Origin of the sequence: Fulvivirga imtechensis AK7, from assembly GCF_000331535.1 — a bacterium.
Lineage (GTDB): Bacteria > Bacteroidota > Bacteroidia > Cytophagales > Cyclobacteriaceae > Fulvivirga > Fulvivirga imtechensis.
Window position 1 is genome coordinate 25,574 of record NZ_AMZN01000056.1, and the last position, 23,734, is coordinate 49,307.

Sequence of the window (23,734 nt, forward strand, 5' to 3'; positions counted from 1 at the left end):
ACTCATATGCGCATTCATGCCCTACACCACTCGTGAACCTCCGCTGCGTTACGGTTTCAGATTTACTCATCTTTTAGGGTTTGAGCAGGGTTCAGCAGCGCTGCTTTAACAGATTGATAGCTGACGGTCAGCCAGGCGATAACCAAAGCGAGGACACTGGTAATCACAAAGACTTCCCATCCGATTTCGATCTTGTTAGCAAATTGCTCCAGCCAATGTTTCATGGCATACCAGGCCATTGGCAGCGCTATGGCGCATGATACCAATACAAGCTTTAAAAAATTACCGTTTAGCATTACCACCAGTTGCCCTACGGTAGCACCCAGTACTTTTCTTATGCCAATCTCTTTGTTGCGTTGGCTAATGGTGTATGCCGCCAGACCAAAAAGACCAATACAGGCAATGAAGAGCGCAAAACCGGAAAAGACTGAAAACAGGCTCCCCAGTCGTTGCTCAGACTGATACCGGTTCTGAAGTTCTTCATTGAGAAAAGAGTATTCAAAGGGGTTATCCAGTGCATATTCCCTCCACTTTGCCTCGGTAAAGGCCAGGATATCCGCAATATCATTGCCGGTAGTTTTGATAGCCACCACCCTATTGCTTCCCCACATAGCAGATTTGATATGAAAGAAGATAAATGGGTTAACACTAAATCTTAACGATTGAAAGTTAAAATCCCTTGCCACCCCGATTACCTCTACCGGACCTATATCATCACCCATATAGATGATCTTCTTTCCTATTGCATTATCATAATCCCACCCATAAAGTCTCATGGCTGTTTCATTGATGATCACTGCGTTAACATCTGACGGCCTGTCTTCTAAAAATGATCTCCCAGTCACCAGTTCCAGTCCTACAGTATTGAAGAAATGATTATCAACCTTAAGCTGGGCAATTGGTAGCCTGATGTCTCCACTTTCGTTGGAAAAGACATCTTCAAAGGTACCTCTGCCGATCATATCCATGGCCAGAGATGCCTCTATCACCCCTCTGCGTGCAGCCAGCTCATTCCTAAAAGACTCCAACTGATCTCCCATCTTTTCGGCATTGTTGATCACTATAATATTTTCCCGGTCAAAGCCGAGGTTTTTCTGACTGAAGTAGTTGAGCTGCTGGTAGACGATAAACGTACATATGATCAGTGCTATGGAAATGCTGAACTGCACCACAACCAGCGAATTTCTGAACCAGGATCGCCCGGCTCCAGTGCTTAGTTTGCCTTTCAACACGTTAACGGGTTTAAAAGAAGTAAGTACCAATGCCGGGTAGATACCTGCTAAACAACCTAAGAGTACCGGCAACAGCATTAGCAATGCCAGCAGTATTGGCCCGGACCAAAAAGATACAGGAAGCTTAAGGCTTAAAAATTGTTCCAGTGAAATTCTGATCAATTCCATCAAGCCAAAGCCAATAATTGTAGCAATAAAACAGACCATCACCGATTCTGCTAAAAATTGCCTGATCAGTTGCTGACGCTGAGAGCCCATTACTTTCCTGACCCCAATTTCCTTAGCCCGTGCGGATGCTCTTGCAGTTGACAAATTCATAAAGTTGATACCGGCAAGTGTGAGTACAAAAACAGCAACGCACAAGAAAATGTACACATAGTTAATATCCCCGACAGCCCCCAACCTGTTACCAATTTCACCTGAATACAGGTTAATATCTTTAAGGGGCTGCAGATAAAAGCTCCAGTCGCCTTTGCCCGACATGAATTCATCATACTCGATATGAAAGCGTTTCAGCGTTGGGACCACATGATTTTCTGCAATGTCTCTGAACTTCACTTCCAAAGCCTTAGGGTCCGTACCCGGCTTAAGTTCAGCATAAGTGACCACCTGAGTCCATATCCAACTCCACTCCTTTTCCTTATTATTAGGATTGGTATACATAGACAATAAAAAGTCAAATTTAAAGTGGCTGTTAGGTGGATGTGGCGCGGTAACTCCGGTTACTTCCAATGGCACTCTTTCATCGCCCATGTAGAGTGTCTTTCCAATGGCATTCCCTTCGCCAAAATATTTCCTGGCTGCTGCATCCGAAATCACCACTTTATTCATCCCTATCAACGCAGTATGAGGATTGCCCTTTGCCAATTTGAAACCAAAAAAGTCAAAAAAGTTAGAATCAGCGGCCAACACCTCTCTTTCGTTAAATATCTTTTCGGTAGTGCCATTTTGTATATAACGCATTATTTTCCCGCCTGGGGTGTTGACCCTTGTAGCCGAGTGCACCTCCGGGTACTCGTTAACCAACACATGTGCGAGGGGTAATACTGATGAACTCATAATTCCTCCATCGGGGTTCCAAATATTGGTTTGATTCACTCGATACTTGTTCTCAAGGTTTGGGTGAAAGTTATCGTAGCTCAATTGATGTACTACATAGAGAATAATAATCAGGCTGGAGGCTATGCCCAGGGCTAACCCTAATACATTGATAAGAGAGTAGAACCTGTCTTTGATAAAATTTCTAACCGCTATTTTAATATAATTCCTGATCATTGCTCCTCGATTTTATTCTTGTTTATTTTTAATTTCTGTTTCTCCAATTTCAGATGTACCCATACAAGCATCCCGCCCGACACCTCTCGTGTACCTCCGCTAGCTACGGCTTCTAATCTCCAATTTCTGATTTTCCCAACTACTCATCCCTCAAAGCCTCCACAGGATTAGCTACTGCGGCTTTTAATGACTGATAACCAATGGTAGCAAATGTTATTACAGCAGAAATAACAACTCCTACAACTAAAAACCACGCTTGTAAGTCTATGCGGTAAGCAAAATCTGCCAGCCACCGGCTCATGGAATACCATGCTACCGGAGCAGCGAGCGCAAATGCAATTAAGACCAGTATTATAAACTCCCTGGAGAACAGAGAAACTATATTTAAAATACCGGCACCTAACACCTTACGAATACCCACCTCTTTTGTCTTCTGATTTACCAGAAAAGAGATCATGCCCAACAACCCGAGGGAGGATATAAATATTGAAATACCTGAAAATATTCTAAACAAGGTAAAAGTATGCTGTTCCTGGGTATATAGCTCCTGTATCTCATCGTCAAGAAACCTATACTCGAAAATCTCATCAGGAAACATCTCTTCAAATACTGTCCGTACATGACTTATAGCAGCCTGAGGGTTTGAAGCGGAAATTTTTATACCTGTGTTGTAGTAAAGGATGGGAACGTGCATAATAATAGCCGGCATAATTTCCTCATGAAATGAATCCAAATGATAGTCTTCAATCACACCCTTTATTGGACCAACGTATCCACCCACACCAGTGGTGATATCCACTCCAACAGCTTCTTGAGGATCGCTGAAACCAAGAGTTTTTACGGCTGTTTCATTCAATATATAAGAAACATTCACATCCTTGTCCTTTTGGAAGAGGTTTCGCGCCGATTTTTCCTCTCCTGGGGTAAGCCATTCCCCATACTTTAATTTCAGACCATATGTTTCAAGGTAGTAGTAATCTGCGGGCTTTATTTGTACACGGTAGCCATTTTCTTGCGTATTGGATGCTAACTTGTAGTGGGTATCAAAGCCATCATTGCCAATAGGTGCCGCCAACGCAAAAGATACATTTTTAACGTGCGGATTCACGATCAGTCGATCCCTCACCCTGTCCAATGTAGCTTCATCGTTTTTAGATATATCCACATTTATGACAGCATCTTTATCAAATCCCAGCGATTTGGTAGTGAAATAATCCATTTGACTTGCGATAACTACAGTGGCAATGATCAGCACCTGTGAAATAAAAAACTGAACAACAATTAGCCCTTTGCGAAGGAAAAGTGAACCCTTTCCGGGCGCATGAATAGAATTTTTAAGTGCTTTGACCGGGTTATAAGAAGACAATACCAATGCTGGGTACAAGCCCGACAGAAGAGTGACAACTATTACGACAAGAAGTATAAACAGCAGCACCTGTATGTTTTGAAAAACATTAACTTCCAGCTCCATATCAAAATATTGATTAAAAACAGGGATCAGCCGCTCCGAAATGCCTGTAGCCAACAACCCGGAGATGAAGGCAACAACGAACGTATCCATTAAATACTGGCGAATAAGCTGGAAACGCCTCGCTCCCAAAGTCTTTCTTACGCCCACCTCTTTGGATCTTTTTATCGATAAAGCAGTAGACAGGTTTATAAAATTGACACAGGCAATCAACAGGATAAAAACGCCAATGATGCCCAGCGTCCATAGCGAGGTGGGATTGATAGAAGTAGGACTTCCCAAGGTTTGATTAAAGTGTATATCCAGCAGGGGTTGCAACACAAACCTTCGCTTCACCAGGTCATTATTTTCGTAGTGCTTATTGACCAAGGCTTCAAATTGCTCATCCACATCACTCATGTTGGCATCTGGCCTCAGCTTTACATAAGCATAACCTTCCATGGTCATTTCCCAGGTGTTAAGGTCAGCGATATTCAGTCCAATGTAGTCCATCGACAAAGACGGATATGATACCACCATGTCAAACCTAAGGTGGCTGTTCGCAGGCACATCCTCCATCAAACCGGCAACCTCCACATCCAATTTGTTGCGCAATCTGATTTTCTTACCAACAGGGTCCTTTCGGCCAAAAAGTTTCTGCGCAAGCGATTCAGTCAAAAAGGCATAATTAGGCTGACCTAACACCTTTTTTGCATTACCTGAGATCAACTTAAAACTGAATACATCAAAAAAACCGGAATCAACAAATAGTGCATGATCGACTATGAATTTTTCACCATCTATTACGGCTAACGGACGATCATCACTGTGATATAAAGTAGCGGCTTCAAACTGAGAGAAATCTTCCCTCAATGCTCCAATCATGGGATAGGGCACTGCACGATCATATTCCATACCGGAATCCCTTTCTGAGGATTTAGTAACGCGATAGATGCGGTCAGCGTCTTTGTGAAATTCATCAAAGCTCAGCTCCTGGCTGATGTAAACAAAAACTATAAGACTCGCGGCAATGCCAATGGTTAACCCTATAATATTGATGAATGTAAACCATTTGCTCTTGACCAGGTTCCTAAGTGTAATTCTAAAATAGTTCTTAATCATTGCTATATTCCTATCTCGTGTAGTTTGATGTAGTTATTGCCAAACTCGGTGCCAGAGCATGAAATCAACCTTTTTTAAGTTTAAAGCAGTTTAAATAAAATAGACTGTATCATTTTCGATACAACTACACGTTTAATTTTGATACAGTTTCGTATGTTTGAATATCAAGTATTTAATAGCATTGAGTAGAACAGCGGCAATACGAACCAGAGTTAGTGCTTCTAAGAAAACTCGCAATGTATCGTCATTGGTAACGAAGTGCGGCAATCTCCTCTTCTTTTGGCGTGCATCAAGAGGGGATCGCTTCGATTCCTCCCCGTGGCAAGCCCGCGACAGGCGCGATGACGACAAGAGTTTTCTTATAGACACTATTTAAATAAATTCTTTGGTCTCAATACTATTATCAAAATACTAAATATATGAAAACACCAGCCAATATACTTATAATAGATGACGATAGGGATGTCCTGGAAACTGCAAGAATGTTTTTAAAGCAGGAATTTTCATCCGTAGATATTGAAGAAGACCCGGCAAAGATCCCCGGATATTTTGAGATCAAGGATTATGATGTCATTCTGCTCGATATGAACTTCAAAAAGGGAATGAATGATGGCGAAGAAGGTTTTCATTGGCTCGGAGAAATATTGAAGATCGATGCACAGGCCATTGTTATACTCATTACGGCTTATGGTGAAGTGGATCTGGCGGTACAGGCTATGAAGCAGGGGGCCACTGATTTTGTGCTCAAGCCATGGAAAAATCAAAAGCTGTTGGGCACTATCTTGTCTGCATTACAGCTTCGAAAGTCTAAAAAGGAAGTAGTGCGTCTGAAGGAAGCTCAGCATACGTTGGGCCGCGATGCCAGCCATAGCTTTGAAGATTTCATCGGCAAGTCCCCAGCTATACAACGGGTAAAAGACCTGATCAACAAAGTGGCTAAAACCGATGCGGATGTATTGATCTTAGGGGAGAATGGAACCGGAAAAGAATTGGTAGCCCGCGCCATTCATCAGCGCTCCCTGCGCAATGAAGAGGTATTTATCAATGTAGACCTTGGTGCCATAAGCGAAACACTTTTTGAAAGTGAACTATTTGGACACGTAAAAGGGGCTTTCACAGATGCCCGGCAAGATAAACCGGGTCGTTTCGAGCTGGCACACGAAGGCACCATATTTTTAGATGAGATCGGCAATTTATCTCTTCCATTGCAAGCAAAATTACTTACAGCTCTTCAAAGCCGAAGAGTAAGAAGGGTGGGTTCAAATAAGGAAATGGAAATTGACTTTCGGCTGGTCTGTGCCACTAATATGCCGCTTTACGATATGGTGTATGAACAGAAATTCCGGCAAGACCTGCTTTACAGGATCAACACCGTGGAGATTAGAATGCCATCCCTCAAAGAAAGGATAGATGATATTCCTCTGTTAGTTGAACATTTTCTCAGGGTTTATGCCAAAAAATATCAAAAACATCGCTTAAAGGTAAATGAACAAATTTTAGAGAAGCTAAAAAACTATCATTGGCCTGGAAACATTCGCGAACTGCAGCATGCTGTGGAGAGAGCTGTAATCCTTAGTGAGGAAGATACTATCAATTCTATTGAATCCTTCATCAGCCCAACCGCCACCACACACCGACCATTAACCCAGCCGAAAACCTTAGATGAAATGGAGCGTGATTTCATTCTTCAGTCGTTGGAGGAGCACAATGGTAACATAACCGCTACTGCCAAGACGCTTGGTTTGACCCGTACAGCTCTTTACAGAAGAATGAATAAGCATGGAATCTAGTGTCTTTAAGAAAACGCCATTATCTGAGTTATGCTCGTTCCAAAAATGCTCACGTACCTCAGTACGTTCCGCTTTTTGGCACTTCACAAGCCTTGACCTTAACGTTTTCTTAAAGCCACTGAGAGTTTTCTTATAGACACTACTTAGAATGCGTAGAAACCTGAAATTTGAATTACTGAATTCTGGCCCGATGCTCTCCCGAAAAAATTACTCCCCAGAGCATCTATAAATCCGTGGTTATAACGTGCACCTATGCTAAAAGTATCTGACATCTTGTATGCAAGACCTGCCGCTATACCCAAGTCTACAGAATTGGTATCATCTTCAGATACATCCAATGGGTTGTCAGATGGTGAGAGTCCTTTAAAACTTTGACGGGAATCTAACAAAAACGCAATATAAGGCCCAAGCTCTACTGTAACTGCGTCACCAAAGGTAAGCTCTCCCAATACGGGTATCTTCAAATAATTAAGATTAACTGCGTAACTGTCAAACACAGAAAATTCATCCGCTCTTGCACCTTGCATACTATATATCAACTCGGCCTTGGCGGCAACTCTGTTACTAAAGTTATAACGTCCGTAAAACCCAAGATGTACCCCCGCAAGGCGGTCTGCATTCAGCACCTCGTCATCTACAAAAGAAGAAAAATTTAACCCTGCTCTTAGACCAAAGTTCACATTTTCCTTTACATACTCCACAGTTTGTTCTACATCCTGCTCCACACCTTCCTGCTGGCCAAATAACGGTACGGCCAGCGTAACTGTCAATAAAAATAATACTACTTTTCTCATGTCCATTTTGATTTAATTCAACAAATAATGTGTATTAAGAGGCTCTAACAAGGTGCCAGAGACTCTAAAAAGACATAAAATCAGCAATAGAAAGTTAATTTGCGACATAGTCGCTGACCGTAAGTAAGATAGATGTAGTGCGAGCTACTCCCAAGCCAACCCCCAAGAGCTCAGAGAATCGCGGAGGTGTTTATCAGGTTACACAATATATGTAAATATTTCACCGGAAATACTGCACTAAAAAAAAGGACAATCCGGTTGACTTCCGTGATTGTCCAGCTTTTACAAGGAGAAATGAGCTTTTAAATATGAAACTGCTCCTTGATATTCTCAGTCACCACTTTACCATCAAACAAATTGATGATCCGATGAGCATAATTCGCATCATAAGGTGAGTGCGTTACCATGATGATTGTTGTTCCCTCCTCATTCAGCTCGGCCAGAAGCTTCATCACTTCTTCACCGTTTGCCGAATCCAGGTTACCGGTAGGCTCATCTGCAAGTATCACCTTTGGTTTAGCCACAATGGCACGGGCAATAGCCACCCTTTGCTGCTGACCACCGGAAAGCTGCTGAGGAAAGTGATTTCTTCTGTGCATGATATTCATTCTCTCCAATACCTCTTCTACTCGTTGCTTTCTTTCCGCAGAAGGCACTTTTAAATATAAAAGCGGAAGCTCTACGTTCTCAAATACTGTAAGCTCGTCTATCAGGTTAAAGCTCTGGAATACGAAGCCTATTGAACCCTTTCTAAGTTGAGCTCTTTGACGCTCGGAGTAGTGAGATACTTCATGCTCTCCGAAATAATACTCACCATCGGAAGGATTGTCCAAAAGCCCTAAAATGTTAAGTAAAGTAGACTTACCACATCCTGAAGGCCCCATTATGGCTACGAATTCGCCTTCTTTGATTTCAATGTTGATACTGTTCAATGCGGTAGTTTCTACCTCATCAGTAGTATACACCTTTTGTAAATTTTTGATCTTTATCATGGGTATAGTGTTTTAAAGTTATTGAGTTTTTGACGTTATATTTTTATTGCAATACCAGTACTTCATTATCTCCGAAGTTGTCGTAGCTGGAGGTGATCACCCTGTCACCAGGTTCCAATCCTTCCAACACTTCGAAATGTTCAGTATTCTTACGTCCCAGCCTTATACTACGCTTTTCGGCCTTAGAACCTTCACCACTGACCACAAACACCCAGTTACCGCCTGTATCTTTATAGAACCCGCCAACCGGAAGCAGCAACTCCTCAGATGATTGCCCTAATTCAATTCTAAGGCGCAAAGACTGCCCTCTTCTTATTCCTTCGGGCTGTTCACCATCAAATTCCATATCTACCTCAAACCGTCCATTGGTGATAGTAGGATAAATATAAGTTATTTTTAGTTGATATTCTTTACCTGCAAAAGTGGTTGTTGCTTTAAGTCCCTTTGATATCCTTGGCAAGTACAACTCGTCAATGGGTACACGTACTTTATAGCTACCCACTTTATCCACCTGCCCTAGTCGCTGACCAGGATTTACAGCCTGTCCTTCAAACAAAGGCGGTGTAGACAACTGCCCTTCAATTGGAGATTTAATGATCAGGTTGTCAAGTATCTGCCCCACACCTTCGAGACTTTGCGTCATTCTTCTTTCCGAAGTATTTAACTGCCCTAGCTGCCTCACCCTGGATATTGAGTCATTTTTATAGCTGGCATAAGTGATGTCCTTTCGTTTTAGATTATACTGGTAGTCAGCTTCCGTTTGCTCAAACTCCTGTTTTGAGATAAGCTTCTTCTCAAACAACATTTTTTGTCGATTATACTGAGGCTCAAGCTTCTCCAACTGATTTTGGATAAGCGCAAGGGTTTGCTGTTGTTGCAGATCGTTTTGTTCCAGTTGCAGTCTGGTTTGACGCAAGCGGTTAATGCTTTCGTTTAAGCTGGCCTCCTGGCTTAATACACTCAACTCTCTGTTTAGATTCGACAGCTCAACAATTACATCGCCACTCTTCAACATTGCTCCACTTTCGGCATGCACTTTTTTAATGGTACCACCTTCTATAGCATCAAGGTAAAAAGTGACGCTCGGCTCTACAGTACCTGTTTGAGGTATAAACTCCTGGAAGACGCCTCGCTTTACTGTAGCTATTGTGAGTTTTTCTTTTTCAACGTTTAATCGTGATCTGCGATCAGCAAAAAACAGAAGGTATACGATAAACCCGAGTATTGCGGCCGCTACAAGTATAGTACCTATGCGCTTGACGGTCCATTTCTTCTTTTTAATTTTTCGGTCCATTCAGAATCTCTATTAGAATCTATTGTTGTGTTCAATTTTCATAACCACTTTGCCAACAAGTGTGCCAAATAACACGAACCGGTTTAAATCCACCACCAGACGTTTTTCACAGTCCGCCAGCGTTCATTGATGGACGAAACCGTCCGCCACCGAACATTTTTTGCGTACTATTGTAGGGGCATTATTGGTTTTTTATTAAAATAACTGCTTTGTTGCTGAAAATTGGGCAATTGCAATAAAATGGGTCATAAACGGTATCAACTTTGTCTGTTACTAGCTGGTTTGATCCGAAAAAACACTTAGTATGGTAGAAAAAAATAGTAAAACAGGAAAGATCTTAATAGTAGACGATAATGAAGACTTGCTAAAGGCCGCTAAAATATTTCTAAAAAGGCATTTCCAACAAGTAGACCTGGAGAAGGATCCGGAGTCCATTCCCACCCTGCTGAATAACGAAAATTATGATGTTATTCTGCTCGATATGAATTTCACAAAAGACGTGTCCAGCGGGAAAGAGGGGTATTACTGGCTGGAAAAGATCCTGGAAATTGACCCTTCGGCTGTGGTTGTGCTTATAACAGCATATGGTGACGTACAGATGGCCGTTAAAGCCATAAAAGCAGGCGCCACAGATTTCGTTCTCAAGCCTTGGGAGAATGAGAAGCTGCTGGCTACTCTTTATTCAGCTATGAAACTAAGGGAAACAAAGCTTGAAGTGGAGGATCTCCGAACAAAACAAAAGCAGATCAACCTGCAGATCAACACCCGCTATCAGGATATAATCGGCAAGAGCCCGGCCATACATAAAGTGTTTGAAACCATAGACCGGGTAGCTGCCACCGATGCCAATGTACTCATCCTGGGGGAAAATGGAACGGGTAAAGAGCTGGTAGCGCGTGCTATACACAATAATTCAGCCCGTAAAGATCAGGTTTTTGTCAACGTTGACTTAGGGTCAGTGAGCGAAACATTATTTGAAAGCGAGCTTTTTGGCCATAAGAAAGGGGCATTTACAGATGCCAAGGAAGACAGAGCTGGCCGTTTCGAAATTGCCAATGACGGCACCCTCTTTTTAGATGAAATAGGGAACCTTTCCATGCCCCTTCAGGCAAAACTATTAACTGTACTACAAAACAGACGTGTAAGCCGGGTTGGCTCCAACAAAGAAACCAACATAGATATCAGGTTAGTCTGTGCTACCAATATGCCCTTGTATGAGATGGTTAAAGAAAATAAATTCCGCCAGGATCTGCTTTACAGGATAAATACCATTGAGGTAGAGCTTCCTCCATTGAGAGATCGCCTTGAGGATATTCCACTGTTGGCAAATCATTTTCTGGAGCATTATGCCCAAAAGTATGGCAAACTGGTAAGCAAGATCAGCGATGCCGCCATCAGCAGAATGCAAAAACATACCTGGCCCGGAAATATCAGAGAGATACAGCATGCCATTGAAAGGGCGGTGATCATGAGTAATTCACAAGTGCTGCAACCGGAAGACTTTAACCTCAATACTCAAACCCATAGTACGGTTGATGGTGACAATGTAATGCTGGATCAATTTAAACTGGAAGATGTAGAAAAAATCCTGATCAGGAAGGTATTAAAAAAATATAATGGTAATATTACTCAGGCAGCGTCAGAATTAGGATTAACGCGATCATCACTTTACCGCAGGTTGGAGAAATATGGGCTTTAAAGACTTTAGGGTTCGGGTAGCTTTTCGGGTGGTAATATTGGGCCTCACCATGGCCGTTTTCATTTATTCTCTGTATCGGGAAGAAATGATCATAACATCAGTGCTGGTAGGCGGTGTTATTCTGATAGAACTACTTGAACTTTACCGGTTTATCTCCCGGACTAACCGCAAGCTTACCCTCTTTCTGGAATCAGTTAAATATTCTGATTTCGTATCCGGATTTTCTGCAGATAACAACCTCGGCCAAAGCTTTAAAGACCTGAACCTGGCATTTAACGAGGTACTCGAGGCTTTTAGAAAAGCACGTTCAGAGAAAGAAGAGCACCTGCTGTACCTCAACACCATTGTTGAACATGTAAGCACCGGCCTGATATCCTTTGATCAGGAAGGCAATGTAGGATTGATGAATGCCACAGCCAAGAAATTTTTAAAAACCGACAGGTTAAGAAATATCGATGAGCTGATAGAAAAGCAATCACGAATATATAAAGCGCTTTTCGATCTTCCCGCCGGGAAAAGTACCTTGCTAAGGAGTGAAGGAGACGTACAACTGGCTGTGCATGCCACTGAGCTAATATTGAGAGCAAAGAAATTTAAGCTGGTAGCACTTCAGAATATTCAGCCGGAACTTCAAAAGAAAGAGCTTGAAGCCTGGCAAAATCTTACAAAAGTGCTCAGGCATGAGATCATGAACTCTATTACTCCCATTGCATCGCTCACATCAACCATGAAGGATATTCTGATAGAAGATCTACAGGAGATTGGAGGTAAATATGAACTTAATGAGGAGGCCGTGGAAGACCTGCAGGACGGCCTGGGAACGATCGAAAGCAGAAGCCAGGGGCTGATCCGCTTTATAGATGCTTATAGAGACTATACCTCCATACCTCTGCCTAAGGTAAAACCGGTTAAGTTGGCCCATTTGCTGGAGCATGTTTCTCAGCTCATGAAAATCGAGCTTCGCAGAGGGCAGATCGAGTTCGATTGCATTATTACAGATCCCGAACTCGAATTGCCAATGGACGAGGAGCTGGTTGAACAGGTCCTGATCAACTTATTAAAAAATGCAATAGAGGCTGTTGAAGAGGTTAAAAAACCCAGGATAACACTAAAAGCCATGCTCAATGAAGATGAAAATGTCAAAGTATCGATTACCGACAACGGTCACGGCATTATCATGGAAGCTTTGGACCAGATATTTATTCCTTTCTACTCTACAAAAAAGAGGGGGTCCGGTATCGGCTTGAGCCTTTCACGCCAGATCATGCAGCTCCACAACGGCACACTGACTGTTGAATCTGAGCCCAATGTGGCCACTACTTTTACTTTGACGTTTTGAGGTTTTACCCACCCCTACCCCTCCCGGGAGCTCCCGGGAGGGGATTTGGGACAACGTTTCATAGGGAGTTTGATAGAAACTGTCGGTAATGAGCTATGTTGGGTGTGATGGTTATTACTGCCGCTATAGCACATCTAATATTTTGCTTTTGTAGCAGGTGCGTGGGTTGAAAGGGACAGGTAGATATGGTCCATAAGTTCCATCAATTGCCGCTGAAGCAGCATAATACTTTACAAAGATCCTACCCAACGGGGTTCAAAACCATCCGATAACACTCAACTCTCACCAGCAGCGCCAGCAGAAAATCCCCTCCTCGGAGGGGCAGGGGTGGGGTCCCCTACTTCTTCCCTCCTAACATCAACAGCTCATTTACATTGATCTCAGTAATGTATTTCTTCTCTCCAGTGGATGCTTCGTAAGAGCGATGCTGCAGCTTGCCTTCTATCGCTATTTCCGCACCCTTCTTCAGATATTCAGAAGCAATCTCTGCCTTCTTTCCCCAAACAACAATATTGTGCCATTGCGTATCCTCGATTTTATCTCCGTCCGAATTCCTGTAGCTGTCTGATGTTGCTAGTGAAAACGTAGCCATTATTTTTCCGCTGGTCAGATTTTTCACTTCAGGATCCCTGCCTAGTCTTCCAATTAACTGTACGCTGTTTCTTAAATTTTTCATGATAATAAATAATTAATAGTTAAACATTTTACTTGTTATAAGTCGATAAATAATGTTTTCATCGAATTCGTTGACACAAAGTAAAGAGAGGAAGGAAGCGGTAGTTGTATGATAAATGCTTGTATTCGCTTAAATTACATTTGTAAATGTTTGTAAACGAATAATACACTTGAAATCAAATAGTTACAAGAGAAATAGATTTTAATTAAATCTTTCTTCCATTCAGGTATGGCTTCCATTCATCACAATGAAAGCCTGAGAAATCGCGTAGAAACATAACGTAATTAGGGCGGAAAGGCTTTATCCGCAGTGGGGTCCCAGCCTCATCAGGGGTGTTATCTCCTTTACGGGCATTGCAACGTTTACATGCCGTCACCAGGTTATTCCAGAGTGATCGCCCGCCTCTGGATCGTGGCAACACATGATCAAGCGTCAGATCCCGGTCAGTACCACAATATTGGCAGCTAAAATTATCTCGCTTGAATACATTCAGGCGTGTAAGTGCTACGCCTTTGTATGGAATGTTAACGTACCTCGTCAACCGGATAACGGAGGGCATAGGAAAGCTCCTGGACACACTGTTCAACTTGTATCCATTAGCGGCCTCCACAAGCTCAGTCTTTTTAAGATAGGTAAGTAAAAACGCTCGCTGAACTGTACAAACCGATATAGGACTAAAATCCTGATTCAGCACCAATACCTTCCGGTTCATTCTATTAAGATAACCCCAATATCTAATGAAAACAAAACCGGTAATATAAATTATTGTTTAATAATACGCCTTATGGAGGATAATTGATGAGTTAATTGTCGAGTATGAGCCTCAATGATACCTCGCGAATCCAGCTCATCCATCTTCACCTTGCCAGAGGCATGAATAATCTCTCCATTTTCTGAAATTATGCCTACATGGGTGATGTTTCCCGACTCACCCGAGAAAAATGCGAGGTCGCCCGGCAGGCAATCATCCACTGATTCTACAGCCGTGCCAATACGCACCTGTTGTGATGCATCGCGGGGCAAAGCATAGCCACATATTCTGAACACATTTTGAGTAAATCCTGAGCAGTCAATACCAAAAGGAGATCGTCCACCCCACTGGTAAGGAGCATTCAGATATTTAAGAGCGACTTGTTTCATGAAGTCAAACTCCCTCTTCTGGCTTAGGCTTTTGCTCTCACCATTGAAGGCGAGCTGCTCCTCCATTTTGAATAACTCATTGGTAGAAATAGGCAGAATACTACCTACTACTATGCTGATATGATGCTTATTGTAAAGTATACTTGAGGTCAGGTCAGTGCATATCTTATAATCCGCACTATTGATCTGGTTGAAGTAAGCTTCTGATATCGTATAATGTTGCTTCCTGTCTATCCAGCCCTGATAACGATCAAAATAAATCTCTACCCTTATCCACTTGCTATCGTCTGATATTTCGATCACTGTGTAATGATCACCAAACAATAGCTGTGTTACCTGTTCGCTTTTATCGCCGGGCTCGGCTCTTACAGGAATAACACTTAACCTGGATATGCCTTTCTCTCCTATCTCCATTCCAACTAGTATTTTATACGCTCTAACTCGCGTTTAACATCCTTTTCCTTAATACTCTCTCGCTTATCATGGAGTTTTTTACCCTTAGCAACAGCTATTTCCAGCTTGGCCAAACCTCTATCATTAATAAATAAGCGGGCTGGTATGATAGTGAGGCCTTTTTCATTGATCTGACTTTCTATCTTTGTCAACTCCTTTTTATGCAGGAGCAGCTTTCTTTCCCTTGTCGTTTCATGGTTATAAAACGACCCTTGAGAATAGGGGGAAATGTGAATGCCTTTCACATAAAGTTCGCCTCTGTTGAAATAGCAATATCCGTCCATCAGGTTCACCTTACCTTCTCTTATCGATTTGATTTCCGTTCCCTTCAAGGCAATGCCGGCCACGTAAGTATCCACAAACTCATACTCGTGTCTTGCCTTTCGGTTTTTTATATTAATATTATTGGAAAATCTAGCCTTTTCTTTTGTCATAATTCCTTCAAAGGTAGATAATATTTATGATTTTCAACTTCCAATGGTGTTGTTTGTCTGTAAAACGCCATGCTTCTGCCCTTATTATCAAAGATTTACTTTCTTTGTACTGTGCTAAAAATTTGCGAAATACGCTCTCTTTTTAAAATTTTCTGTCCGGTAATGCCTTCAGCAATCAGCCTCCCACCCACGCTTGCCTTGTAAGTACATAAGAGTTCATTCTTTTCAAAGCTCATAACGGTCGCCTCTATCTCTAAGGTTTCGCCAACAAAGGCAGGTCCCTTATGATTAATTTCCAATCGTGTGCCAATCCCCTCCTCATCGGCATCTTTCATATCCAAAACAAAAAGTCTTGTAGAGCACTCTATTTCCCTCGCCAGGGCAAACGTAGAGCACACCTCATGCACCACCTCATTATTAAAAGCAGCAACATCATTTTTTGTTACCACAAAGGAATATTTCTTCTTATCCCCGGGAGCAAAAACTTTTTTCATACATCAGTTACATTTTCATTCTGGCCATAGGGCTAACATCCAATGGACTGAATTCCTTATTCAGGTATTTATAATGGGCGGCCATGGCTATCATACCGGCATTATCAGTACAATATTGAAAATCAGGAATATAAATATGCCTCTGCCTTTCACCCGCCAGTCGTTGCAACTCATGTCTGAGCCCGCTATTAGCGGAAACACCCCCGGCTATAGCTATTTCTCTGATACCAGTCTCATTGCTGGCTCGTTTTAGTTTTTGCATCAGCATTCTTATCAGGCTATACTGCAAGCTGGCACAAATGTCTTCCATATTATTCTCAACAAACTTCGGATCTTTAGCCTTATTATCTCTTAAAAAGTATAAAAAGGCTGTTTTAATTCCACTAAAAGAGAAGTTTAGTCCCGGCATTTCGGTATCAGGAAAGACAAATGCTTCAGGATTACCATTTTGAGCATATTTATCGATCAAAGGCCCGCCGGGATAAGGCAGATCGAGAAGCTTAGCCGATTTATCAAAAGCCTCTCCCACTGCATCGTCCTGCGTCTCACCGATCACTTCCATTTCCAGATAGTCTTTTACCAATACTATTTGTGTATGCCCACCACTGACCGTCAGGCATAGGAAGGGAAACCTTGGGTGGGGCTGATCTATAAAATGGGCCAGGATATGCGCCTGCATGTGATTGACCTCTATGAGAGGTATATCAAGCCCCATGGCCATAGACTTAGCAAAAGAGGTACCTACCAGCAACGCTCCCAGCAGCCCCGGCCCTCTGGTAAAAGCTATTGCATCCAGGTCCTTTTTGGTAATCCCGGCAGCATCCAAAGCCTCCTGTACAACTGGCACGATATTTTGTTGATGAGCTCTTGATGCAAGTTCGGGAACTACTCCGCCATATTTTTTGTGTACAGATTGCGTTGCTATTATATTATTAAGTACTTTGCCATTTTTAATAATCGCAGCAGATGTTTCGTCACATGATGATTCTATGGCAAGGATAGTAGGATTCATTTTTATCAATTTTGGCGCAAGTTATTAAAAAACGTATTGTTAAGGCAATACTTTGGTTTTTACTCTCTATTTTCCTTCTCTTAGCCATTGTAATCGGGGCTATACAGGTGCCCTATATCCAAACAAAACTGGTCAATTATGCATCCAAACATTACTCAGAGCTAACCGGTTATGACATTTCAATCCAACGTATAGCCATTGACTGGTTCGATGAAATAAATGTACAAGGTCTTAGTGTGGTGGACCCTGAAAACAACCGTCTATTATATGCGGAAGACGTGCTCATAGATTTTCGGGTCAAGGCTGTACTCGATAAAGCCAATCATAATATAGATGCAGTCACCATTGAAGGAGCAGACATATTTCTTACCAAAATCACTATTGACGACTCTGCAACTACATTAAATATCAATGAACTAATACGTAGGATCAAGGCCCAAATAAGACAACAAACCCAATCAAGTCAATACTTATCGGTTGATCATGTTACATTAAAAAACTCATCATTCACCTATTACGACCAGGAACGAGACTCTATTAAAACAGGTTTTGATTATCATCATTTTAAACTTGTCAATATCAATGGCGAATTCGGTGGTCTTTCGTCAATAGCTGACACGCTAGACCTCGAGGTACTGGACCTTACCGCTAATGAAACCTCCACTCACCTGGATATAAAGCACATGACTTCTTCTTTCAGGGTAAGCCAAAGCGCTATGGAATTTAGGGGGTTGGATATAAAAGCGGGTAACAGCACCATAAAGGATACTATAATTTTTAAATATAGCAGTACCCTGGACCTTAGTGATTTTAATTCCAAAGTTACAATTGACGCTCACCTCGACAATACCAGGCTTCATAGTAAGGACCTGGGTCTGTTTGCACCGGTACTCAGCAGGTTTGACGAATATTATCAGGTCTCAGGGGATTTTACAGGTAAGGTAAGCTCCCTCTCTATTAATAACGCTCATTTAAAGTTTGGAGAGGGAACCGCCCTTAGAGGTAAGATCCGAATGACTGGCCTGCCGGACCTGGAGGAGACTTTTATCAATTTTGACCTTACAAATTCTTATGTAAGAACCACTGACCTTAAAAACTACCTTAAAGAAAAGACTTATGTTCGGCTGAAGCCTTTTGGTCAGATCAGTTTTAACGCGGAGTTCCTGGGGTTTTTCAATGACTTTGTTGCCAATGGAGATTTCTTTACAGATTATGGACGGATAATATCGGATATTAACCTCAAACTGGAAGAAGATGTGACAAAATCTACCTATAACGGGAAATTGTACATGCAAAATTTTGATATGGGTGGTTATACAGAGAATGCAAATCTCGGCCGGGTTTCCATGCGCGGGGAAATAAAGGGATCAGGAGTAACCCTCGAAGATGCAGATTTTGAATTAAAGGGCTACATCGACAAGATCGGTATTAAAGATTATGAATATACTGATATTCAGACTGACGCCCATTTTGCCAAGGAATATTTTGAGGGCTTTATTAACATTAACGACCCTAACCTGAAGCTAACAGCAACTGGTTCTATTGACCTTAGAAAAGATGTTAATTTGTTTAATATTAAAGCCGATCTTGATACAGCCTTGTTAAAGCCGCTCAACCTTTCGGGGGAAGACATTTTTTTAAGCAGTGAAATAGATATCAATGCCCGCGGTCTTAAAGTAGACAGCATAGTGGGTATTGCAAATCTTAGCAACTCTTTGATCCGCTACAGGGATAATACTCTGCAAATCGATTCTTTAAGTATGACTTCCAGAAAAAAAAGTGGTGAAAGGCAGTTACTCCTGGAAACCAATTTGCTCAACTTTAAGGCAGAAGGAGAATTTGATTATACAGTAGTGTATAAAGACCTTAAAAGACTACTCTATGAATACAGGCTTAACCTTCAGAATGACAAGGAAGCGTTAACGTCTTATTATAAGCAAAAAGACGCAACCAATTATGCCAACTATAGCCTGGATTATACAATTGATGTTAAAGACCCTAACCCGTTATTCGAACTGATTGCTCCTGATCTGTTTATCTCACAAGGCAGCACCATAAGCGGTAATCTTACTGGTGGTTACACGTCCATTATTTCAATGGATACCCATTTGGATACCGTATTTTTCAAAAATGACAGCTTCTACAATAACGAGCTGCAGCTCAATATCTCTAAGATAGCAGACAGTACCAGTGTACTTGCTATGGTATACCTGGCCTCGGAAAACCAGACAATTGCCAATGTGGAAACACGAGATATGATGCTTGAAGGCATATGGAACAATATGCATATTGACTTTGAGTTTGATATTGACCAGGTAAGGTATGCCAACTACGCTCGCCTTTTTGGGGCCATAGATTTCCTTCCCGATCAAACCCTGATACGACTACAACCATCAGATTTGCAAATACTGGATAAAAAATGGGAAATCCAGAAGGACAATTTAATAACTATCGATGGAAAAGAAATTACCGTTGAGGACTTAAAGGTATATAACGAACACCAAAGCATATCCCTCAATGGTCAAATATCAGAAGACACCGAAAATGCACTGATATTAAACATTGACAGCCTGAAGCTCGAAAACCTGAATACCATTTTTAACAAAGAATTATCAGGTACGATCAATGGTTTTGCCAACCTTAGCAACTACTATCAAACCCCGCACGTTCAAAGTAATCTGTCAGTAATGAAATTTAAAATAGAAGAATTCCTGATCGGAGATGTAAAGGGTACCAATACCTGGAATAACAATAAAAAACAATTTGAACTTAACTTCATAGTAGAGCGGCTAAAAAGTAAGATATTACAGATCAAGGGTACCTATACCCCGGACAAAGGCCCCGACCAGTTAAACCTCACCGCTCATCTGGACAAAACAGAACTAAAAATATTAGAACCATTTATCGAACACTATTTTACAAAAATAGAAGGCACAGCATCAGGAGCATTAGCTATTACCGGATCACCCGGGGAGCCCGTCATTCGAGGTGATGGATTTATTGAAGAAGGAGCTGTTCATATTAACTATCTCAAAACAAATTACAAGGTAAATGGCGCCTTCTTCTTCGAAGAAAACAAACTTGGCTTCAACAACATAAAAGTGACCGATAGCCAGGGAAACACCAGTGCCATGGCAGGGGTTGTTACGCATCAAAACTTTAAAGATTTCTATATAGATATCAGTGGATACCTGGATAATTTTCTGGTACTAAATACCACCAGCTCCGACAATAGCCTTTTTTATGGTACAGGGATAGCCACCGGGTCAATTCACTTCCTTGGTCCCGTTAATAACATGAATATCATAGCCAATGCAAAGACAGAAAAGGGCACAAGAATTTTTATACCGATCGGAGACTCTGAAAGTATTGAACAAGAAGATTATATCAATTTCATTGACTTCAAAGACACTACTGATGCTGTAAATATTAATGAAGTCAGCAGGGTAGATCTAAGAGGCCTGAAACTGGACTTCGACCTCAACATCACACCGGATGCTTATTGTGAGATTATTTTTGATATAAAATCCGGTGACATCATCCGCGGGCGTGGAAATGGTGATATTAAGCTGCAAATTGATACCAAAGGTGATTTTAATATGTTTGGAGATTTTAATATACAGGAAGGAGGCTATAATTTTACTTTATACAGTATCATTAATAAAGAATTTGAAATATTGCCCGGAAGTAAAATTTCGTGGTATGGAGATCCCTACCAGGGTATATTGGATATCAATGCCACCTATAATCAGTTAGCTACCTTACTACCGCTGCTCATCCGGCAGGAGGCAGACAAGGTGTATGAAGATGTAGTGGAGATCAAAAGAAAATATCCGGTAAAAGTGTTTCTGGATATAGATGGACCACTCCTTTCCCCAACAGTAAATTTTGATATCATAGCTAATAATTTACCCAGAAATATTGAAGTAGCAGAACGCCCTACTGTAGACCTCGAGTTTGAATTTCTCAAATTCAAAAACAGTATAGACGAGCAGGAATTAAAAAGGCAGGTATTCAGCCTAATTGTATTAAGGAGATTTTCACCATTGCAATCATTTAACACCGGAGGCTCTTTAACCAGCAGTGTGAGTGAACTGCTCTCCAACCAACTGAGCTACTGGATCACCCAGGTAGATGAAAATCTTGAAATAGACTTTGACGTAGATTTCGATAAACTTGATGAAGAAGCGTATAATACATTTCAACTGCGTCTCTCCTATACTTTTCTGGATGGCAGATTAAGGGTAACAAGAGATGGTGGCTTCACAAACCAGGAAAACCGGACCGATATATCCAGTGTGGCGGGAGACTGGACGCTCGAATATGTTCTGACTCCTGATGGAAAATTTCGAGCGAAGATGTATAACCGTACAAATTACAACCCCATTAACCCCACAAGGGAAAATCAGAACACCATTACCACCGGTTTTAGCATTACTCATACGCAGAGCTTCAATGAGCTGAGAGACCTTTTCAAAAAAAGAAAAAGAGAGAAAGAAGAAATGGAAGAAAGTCAATCCGACCCGGAGCAGGACCCCGATAAAGATCTCCCGGGAGACACACAGGGCAAGGCGACTTTAAAAGATGAGGAGGATGAAACAGATTAAAATATACATCCTTTTTGTCCTATGTTCTCTATTCACCTTTGATGCAAAAAGCCAGTATGCTGACAGTATCCGTCAAAACAGGTTAAAGCCACTGATAATCACTGCCGGAGCTACGTATGCTTTGTCCATGGTCGCCCTTAATGAGCTTTGGTATGCAGACCATGCACGCTCATCATTCCACTTTTTCAATGATAACAACGAATGGAAACAAGTGGATAAAGCCGGTCACTTTTATGCTGCCTTTCAAATCAGCTCTGCGGGTTATTATGGGTTAAAATGGGCAGGGCTTGGCAACGATAAGTCATTACTTTATGGTTCGTTAGCCAGTTTGCTGGCCCTTTCTTCTGTGGAAGTATTTGACGGTTTTTCCACGGCATATGGTGCATCCATCGGAGATTTTGTTGCTAATAGCGCCGGCATTGCATTTTTTTATGGCCAGCAAAAACTCTGGGAAGAAGTTCGCCTACATCCAAAATTCTCCTTTCAAACCACTTCATACCCCCGGGAAAGGCCGGCCGTCCTGGGTAAAAATCTTCCGGAAGAGTTATTAAAAGATTACAATGGGCAAACTTATTGGATCTCTGTTGATCTGTCCCGGTTTGTTAGAGGGTCTAAAGTCCCCAAATGGTTTAATATTGCATTAGGCTATGGGGCACATGATCTCATCTATGCAGAGGACGCTGCCAACATAGAAGCCGGATATGCTCCAAGGCGGCAATATTACCTGGCAATAGACTTCGATTTTAATGAATATCGCACAAAATCCAAGCTGATCAACACGTTGCTGTACATCATTAATATGGTGCATTTACCCGCTCCCGCATTAGAGTTTTCAAAGAATGAATTTAAATTCCATTATGCTTATTAGAAGTCAATATTTTTCCTAAATTGTTTCTACAAACTAAACAACAAATTGGTATGGATCTTAATGCTTTTATGCAAAATTATGCCGAAGAGATCGGTGGCCAGTACTCTGAATATGATAGCAGAACATCTATTATTATTGTTCCCCTGCCTGATGAACGATTTCAAACGGTGCTGGGAAAGTTAAAAAACAGCGCTCGTTACAATAACAGACTTGGGATAGAATTCGTCTCGAAAGTGTGCGAATATTCCCAGGATATGGACCTTAAATTGTTATTGGAAGAAAATGGCAATCTCAATCATGCTAAATTTGCAATAGCAGAAGGCTTTATCCATGTAGAGGCGTCCAGCTTCGTGGAAACCGCCACAGAAGACATATTAAAAGAAATCATACAGGAAGTAGCCAATGTGGCTGATGAATATGAATTTAAGATGACCGGTGAAGATATCCATTAAGATTGGCAACTGGGTTATCTAAAAAATTAAGGCCTGTTTTGAATCAAAGCAGGCCTTTTTATTGTTTACAAATCATTGATATGCTACTTTCGTCAAAGTACTAAAATAAAATACAAGCCGGCCTATCGTTCTCCGGGTTTCATCGGAGGAAGGAAAGTCCGGGCAACACAGAGCATCGTACTTCCTAACAGGAAGGTGCTGACGGCAGCGTCAGTAACAGAAAGTGCCACAGAAAATAAACTACCTTCGATAGCTATCGGGGGAAAAGGTGAAAAGGTGAGGTAAGAGCTCACCGCCCCGAGGGTGACCAAGGGGGCATGGTAAACCTTACGAGTTGAAAGATCAAATAAGTCCCGCTAGCTGGTGTATCACCGGCTGTTAGGCTGCTCGTCTGATTTTCTTCGGAAATAAGCGGGATGGGTAGATCGATAGATCCCTGTAGTGATACCGGGACCAGATAAATGATGGGCCATCGCGATTTACATCGGGAGGACAGAACCCGGCTTACAGGCTTGTATTTTTCTTAATATTGGAAGGTGTCTCAAAAGTCAAAGTCATCCCGAGGCTTCCAACAACTTTCAGTTGATTTTGTGGATAATGACATTATACCATCA

Annotated in this window: 17 protein-coding genes and 1 other RNA gene; 7 read left to right on the plus strand and 11 right to left on the minus strand. The window is 41.7% G+C overall.

Translation table 11 applies throughout. The features are described from left to right. Positions 1 to 62 precede the first annotated feature (62 nt). Entirely contained in the window at positions 63 to 2,507 is a 2,445-nt protein-coding gene (locus C900_RS17750) for an ABC transporter permease (protein ID WP_009581505.1), read from the minus strand. A gap of 139 nt (positions 2,508 to 2,646) precedes the next feature. Then, positions 2,647 to 5,076, minus strand: a complete 2,430-nt coding sequence (locus C900_RS17755; protein ID WP_009581506.1) for an ABC transporter permease — start codon at positions 5,074 to 5,076, stop codon at positions 2,647 to 2,649. A 419-nt stretch (positions 5,077 to 5,495) separates the two neighbouring features. Here C900_RS17755 and C900_RS17760 point away from each other — a divergent pair, with 419 nt between their 5' ends. Beyond that, positions 5,496 to 6,866, plus strand: coding sequence for a sigma-54-dependent transcriptional regulator (locus C900_RS17760; protein WP_009581507.1), 1,371 nt, complete (start codon positions 5,496 to 5,498; stop codon positions 6,864 to 6,866). 143 nt (positions 6,867 to 7,009) lie between these two features. On the opposite strand, the gene C900_RS17765 is transcribed toward C900_RS17760, so the two are convergent. The 3 genes from C900_RS17765 to C900_RS17775 all read right to left on the minus strand — a co-directional run bounded on the left by C900_RS17765 (position 7,010) and on the right by C900_RS17775 (position 9,946). Continuing rightward, positions 7,010 to 7,660: a porin family protein gene (locus C900_RS17765; protein ID WP_009581508.1), complete on the minus strand. Its 651-nt coding sequence runs from the start codon at positions 7,658 to 7,660 to the stop codon at positions 7,010 to 7,012. A gap of 302 nt (positions 7,661 to 7,962) precedes the next feature. Then, positions 7,963 to 8,652, minus strand: coding sequence for an ABC transporter ATP-binding protein (locus C900_RS17770; protein ID WP_009581509.1), 690 nt, complete (start codon positions 8,650 to 8,652; stop codon positions 7,963 to 7,965). Between the two features lie 43 nt (positions 8,653 to 8,695). Continuing rightward, positions 8,696 to 9,946: an efflux RND transporter periplasmic adaptor subunit gene (locus tag C900_RS17775; protein WP_009581510.1), complete on the minus strand. Its 1,251-nt coding sequence runs from the start codon at positions 9,944 to 9,946 to the stop codon at positions 8,696 to 8,698. A 304-nt stretch (positions 9,947 to 10,250) separates the two neighbouring features. Here C900_RS17775 and C900_RS17780 point away from each other — a divergent pair, with 304 nt between their 5' ends. Further along, a complete protein-coding gene (locus tag C900_RS17780; RefSeq protein ID WP_009581511.1) occupies positions 10,251 to 11,645 on the plus strand; it encodes a sigma-54-dependent transcriptional regulator in 1,395 nt (464 codons plus the stop codon). Beyond that, the gene (locus tag C900_RS17785; RefSeq protein WP_009581512.1) at positions 11,635 to 12,984 is read left to right on the plus strand and encodes a sensor histidine kinase; all 1,350 of its coding nucleotides are present in this window, start codon (positions 11,635 to 11,637) and stop codon (positions 12,982 to 12,984) included. Before C900_RS17780 ends, C900_RS17785 begins: the two co-directional genes overlap by 11 nt. A 337-nt stretch (positions 12,985 to 13,321) precedes the next feature. Here the strand turns inward: C900_RS17785 and C900_RS17790 are convergent, their stop codons facing one another. The 6 genes from C900_RS17790 to tsaD all read right to left on the minus strand — a co-directional run bounded on the left by C900_RS17790 (position 13,322) and on the right by tsaD (position 17,193). Next, the gene (locus tag C900_RS17790; RefSeq protein ID WP_009581514.1) at positions 13,322 to 13,660 is read right to left on the minus strand and encodes a single-stranded DNA-binding protein; all 339 of its coding nucleotides are present in this window, start codon (positions 13,658 to 13,660) and stop codon (positions 13,322 to 13,324) included. A gap of 205 nt (positions 13,661 to 13,865) precedes the next feature. Next, positions 13,866 to 14,372: an HNH endonuclease gene (locus C900_RS17795; protein WP_040497036.1), complete on the minus strand. Its 507-nt coding sequence runs from the start codon at positions 14,370 to 14,372 to the stop codon at positions 13,866 to 13,868. Between the two features lie 50 nt (positions 14,373 to 14,422). After that, positions 14,423 to 15,214 (minus strand): C40 family peptidase, encoded by a 792-nt coding sequence (locus tag C900_RS17800; protein ID WP_009581516.1) that lies wholly within the window; start codon positions 15,212 to 15,214, stop codon positions 14,423 to 14,425. Between the two features lie 5 nt (positions 15,215 to 15,219). Further along, complete coding sequence (gene smpB / locus C900_RS17805) at positions 15,220 to 15,687, minus strand: SsrA-binding protein SmpB (RefSeq protein ID WP_009581517.1); 468 nt, start codon at positions 15,685 to 15,687, stop codon at positions 15,220 to 15,222. A 95-nt stretch (positions 15,688 to 15,782) separates the two neighbouring features. After that, on the minus strand, positions 15,783 to 16,181 hold the full coding sequence (locus C900_RS17810) for a thioesterase family protein (protein WP_009581518.1): 399 nt from the start codon (positions 16,179 to 16,181) through the stop codon (positions 15,783 to 15,785). A 7-nt stretch (positions 16,182 to 16,188) separates the two neighbouring features. Further along, entirely contained in the window at positions 16,189 to 17,193 is a 1,005-nt protein-coding gene (gene tsaD / locus C900_RS17815) for a tRNA (adenosine(37)-N6)-threonylcarbamoyltransferase complex transferase subunit TsaD (protein ID WP_040497037.1), read from the minus strand. Between the two features lie 11 nt (positions 17,194 to 17,204). Here tsaD and C900_RS17820 point away from each other — a divergent pair, with 11 nt between their 5' ends. The 4 genes from C900_RS17820 (at position 17,205) to rnpB (ending at position 23,643) form a co-directional block, all read left to right on the plus strand. Beyond that, positions 17,205 to 21,800, plus strand: a complete 4,596-nt coding sequence (locus tag C900_RS17820) for a translocation/assembly module TamB domain-containing protein (RefSeq protein ID WP_051052886.1) — start codon at positions 17,205 to 17,207, stop codon at positions 21,798 to 21,800. Then, on the plus strand, positions 21,787 to 22,668 hold the full coding sequence (locus C900_RS17825) for a DUF2279 domain-containing protein (RefSeq protein WP_009581521.1): 882 nt from the start codon (positions 21,787 to 21,789) through the stop codon (positions 22,666 to 22,668). Before C900_RS17820 ends, C900_RS17825 begins: the two co-directional genes overlap by 14 nt. 50 nt (positions 22,669 to 22,718) lie before the next feature. Further along, positions 22,719 to 23,120, plus strand: a complete 402-nt coding sequence (locus C900_RS17830; protein WP_009581522.1) for a type III secretion system chaperone family protein — start codon at positions 22,719 to 22,721, stop codon at positions 23,118 to 23,120. Positions 23,121 to 23,229: 109 nt separating this feature from the next. Beyond that, positions 23,230 to 23,643, plus strand: an RNA gene (gene rnpB, locus C900_RS28635) — RNase P RNA component class A. Positions 23,644 to 23,734: the final 91 nt, after the last annotated feature.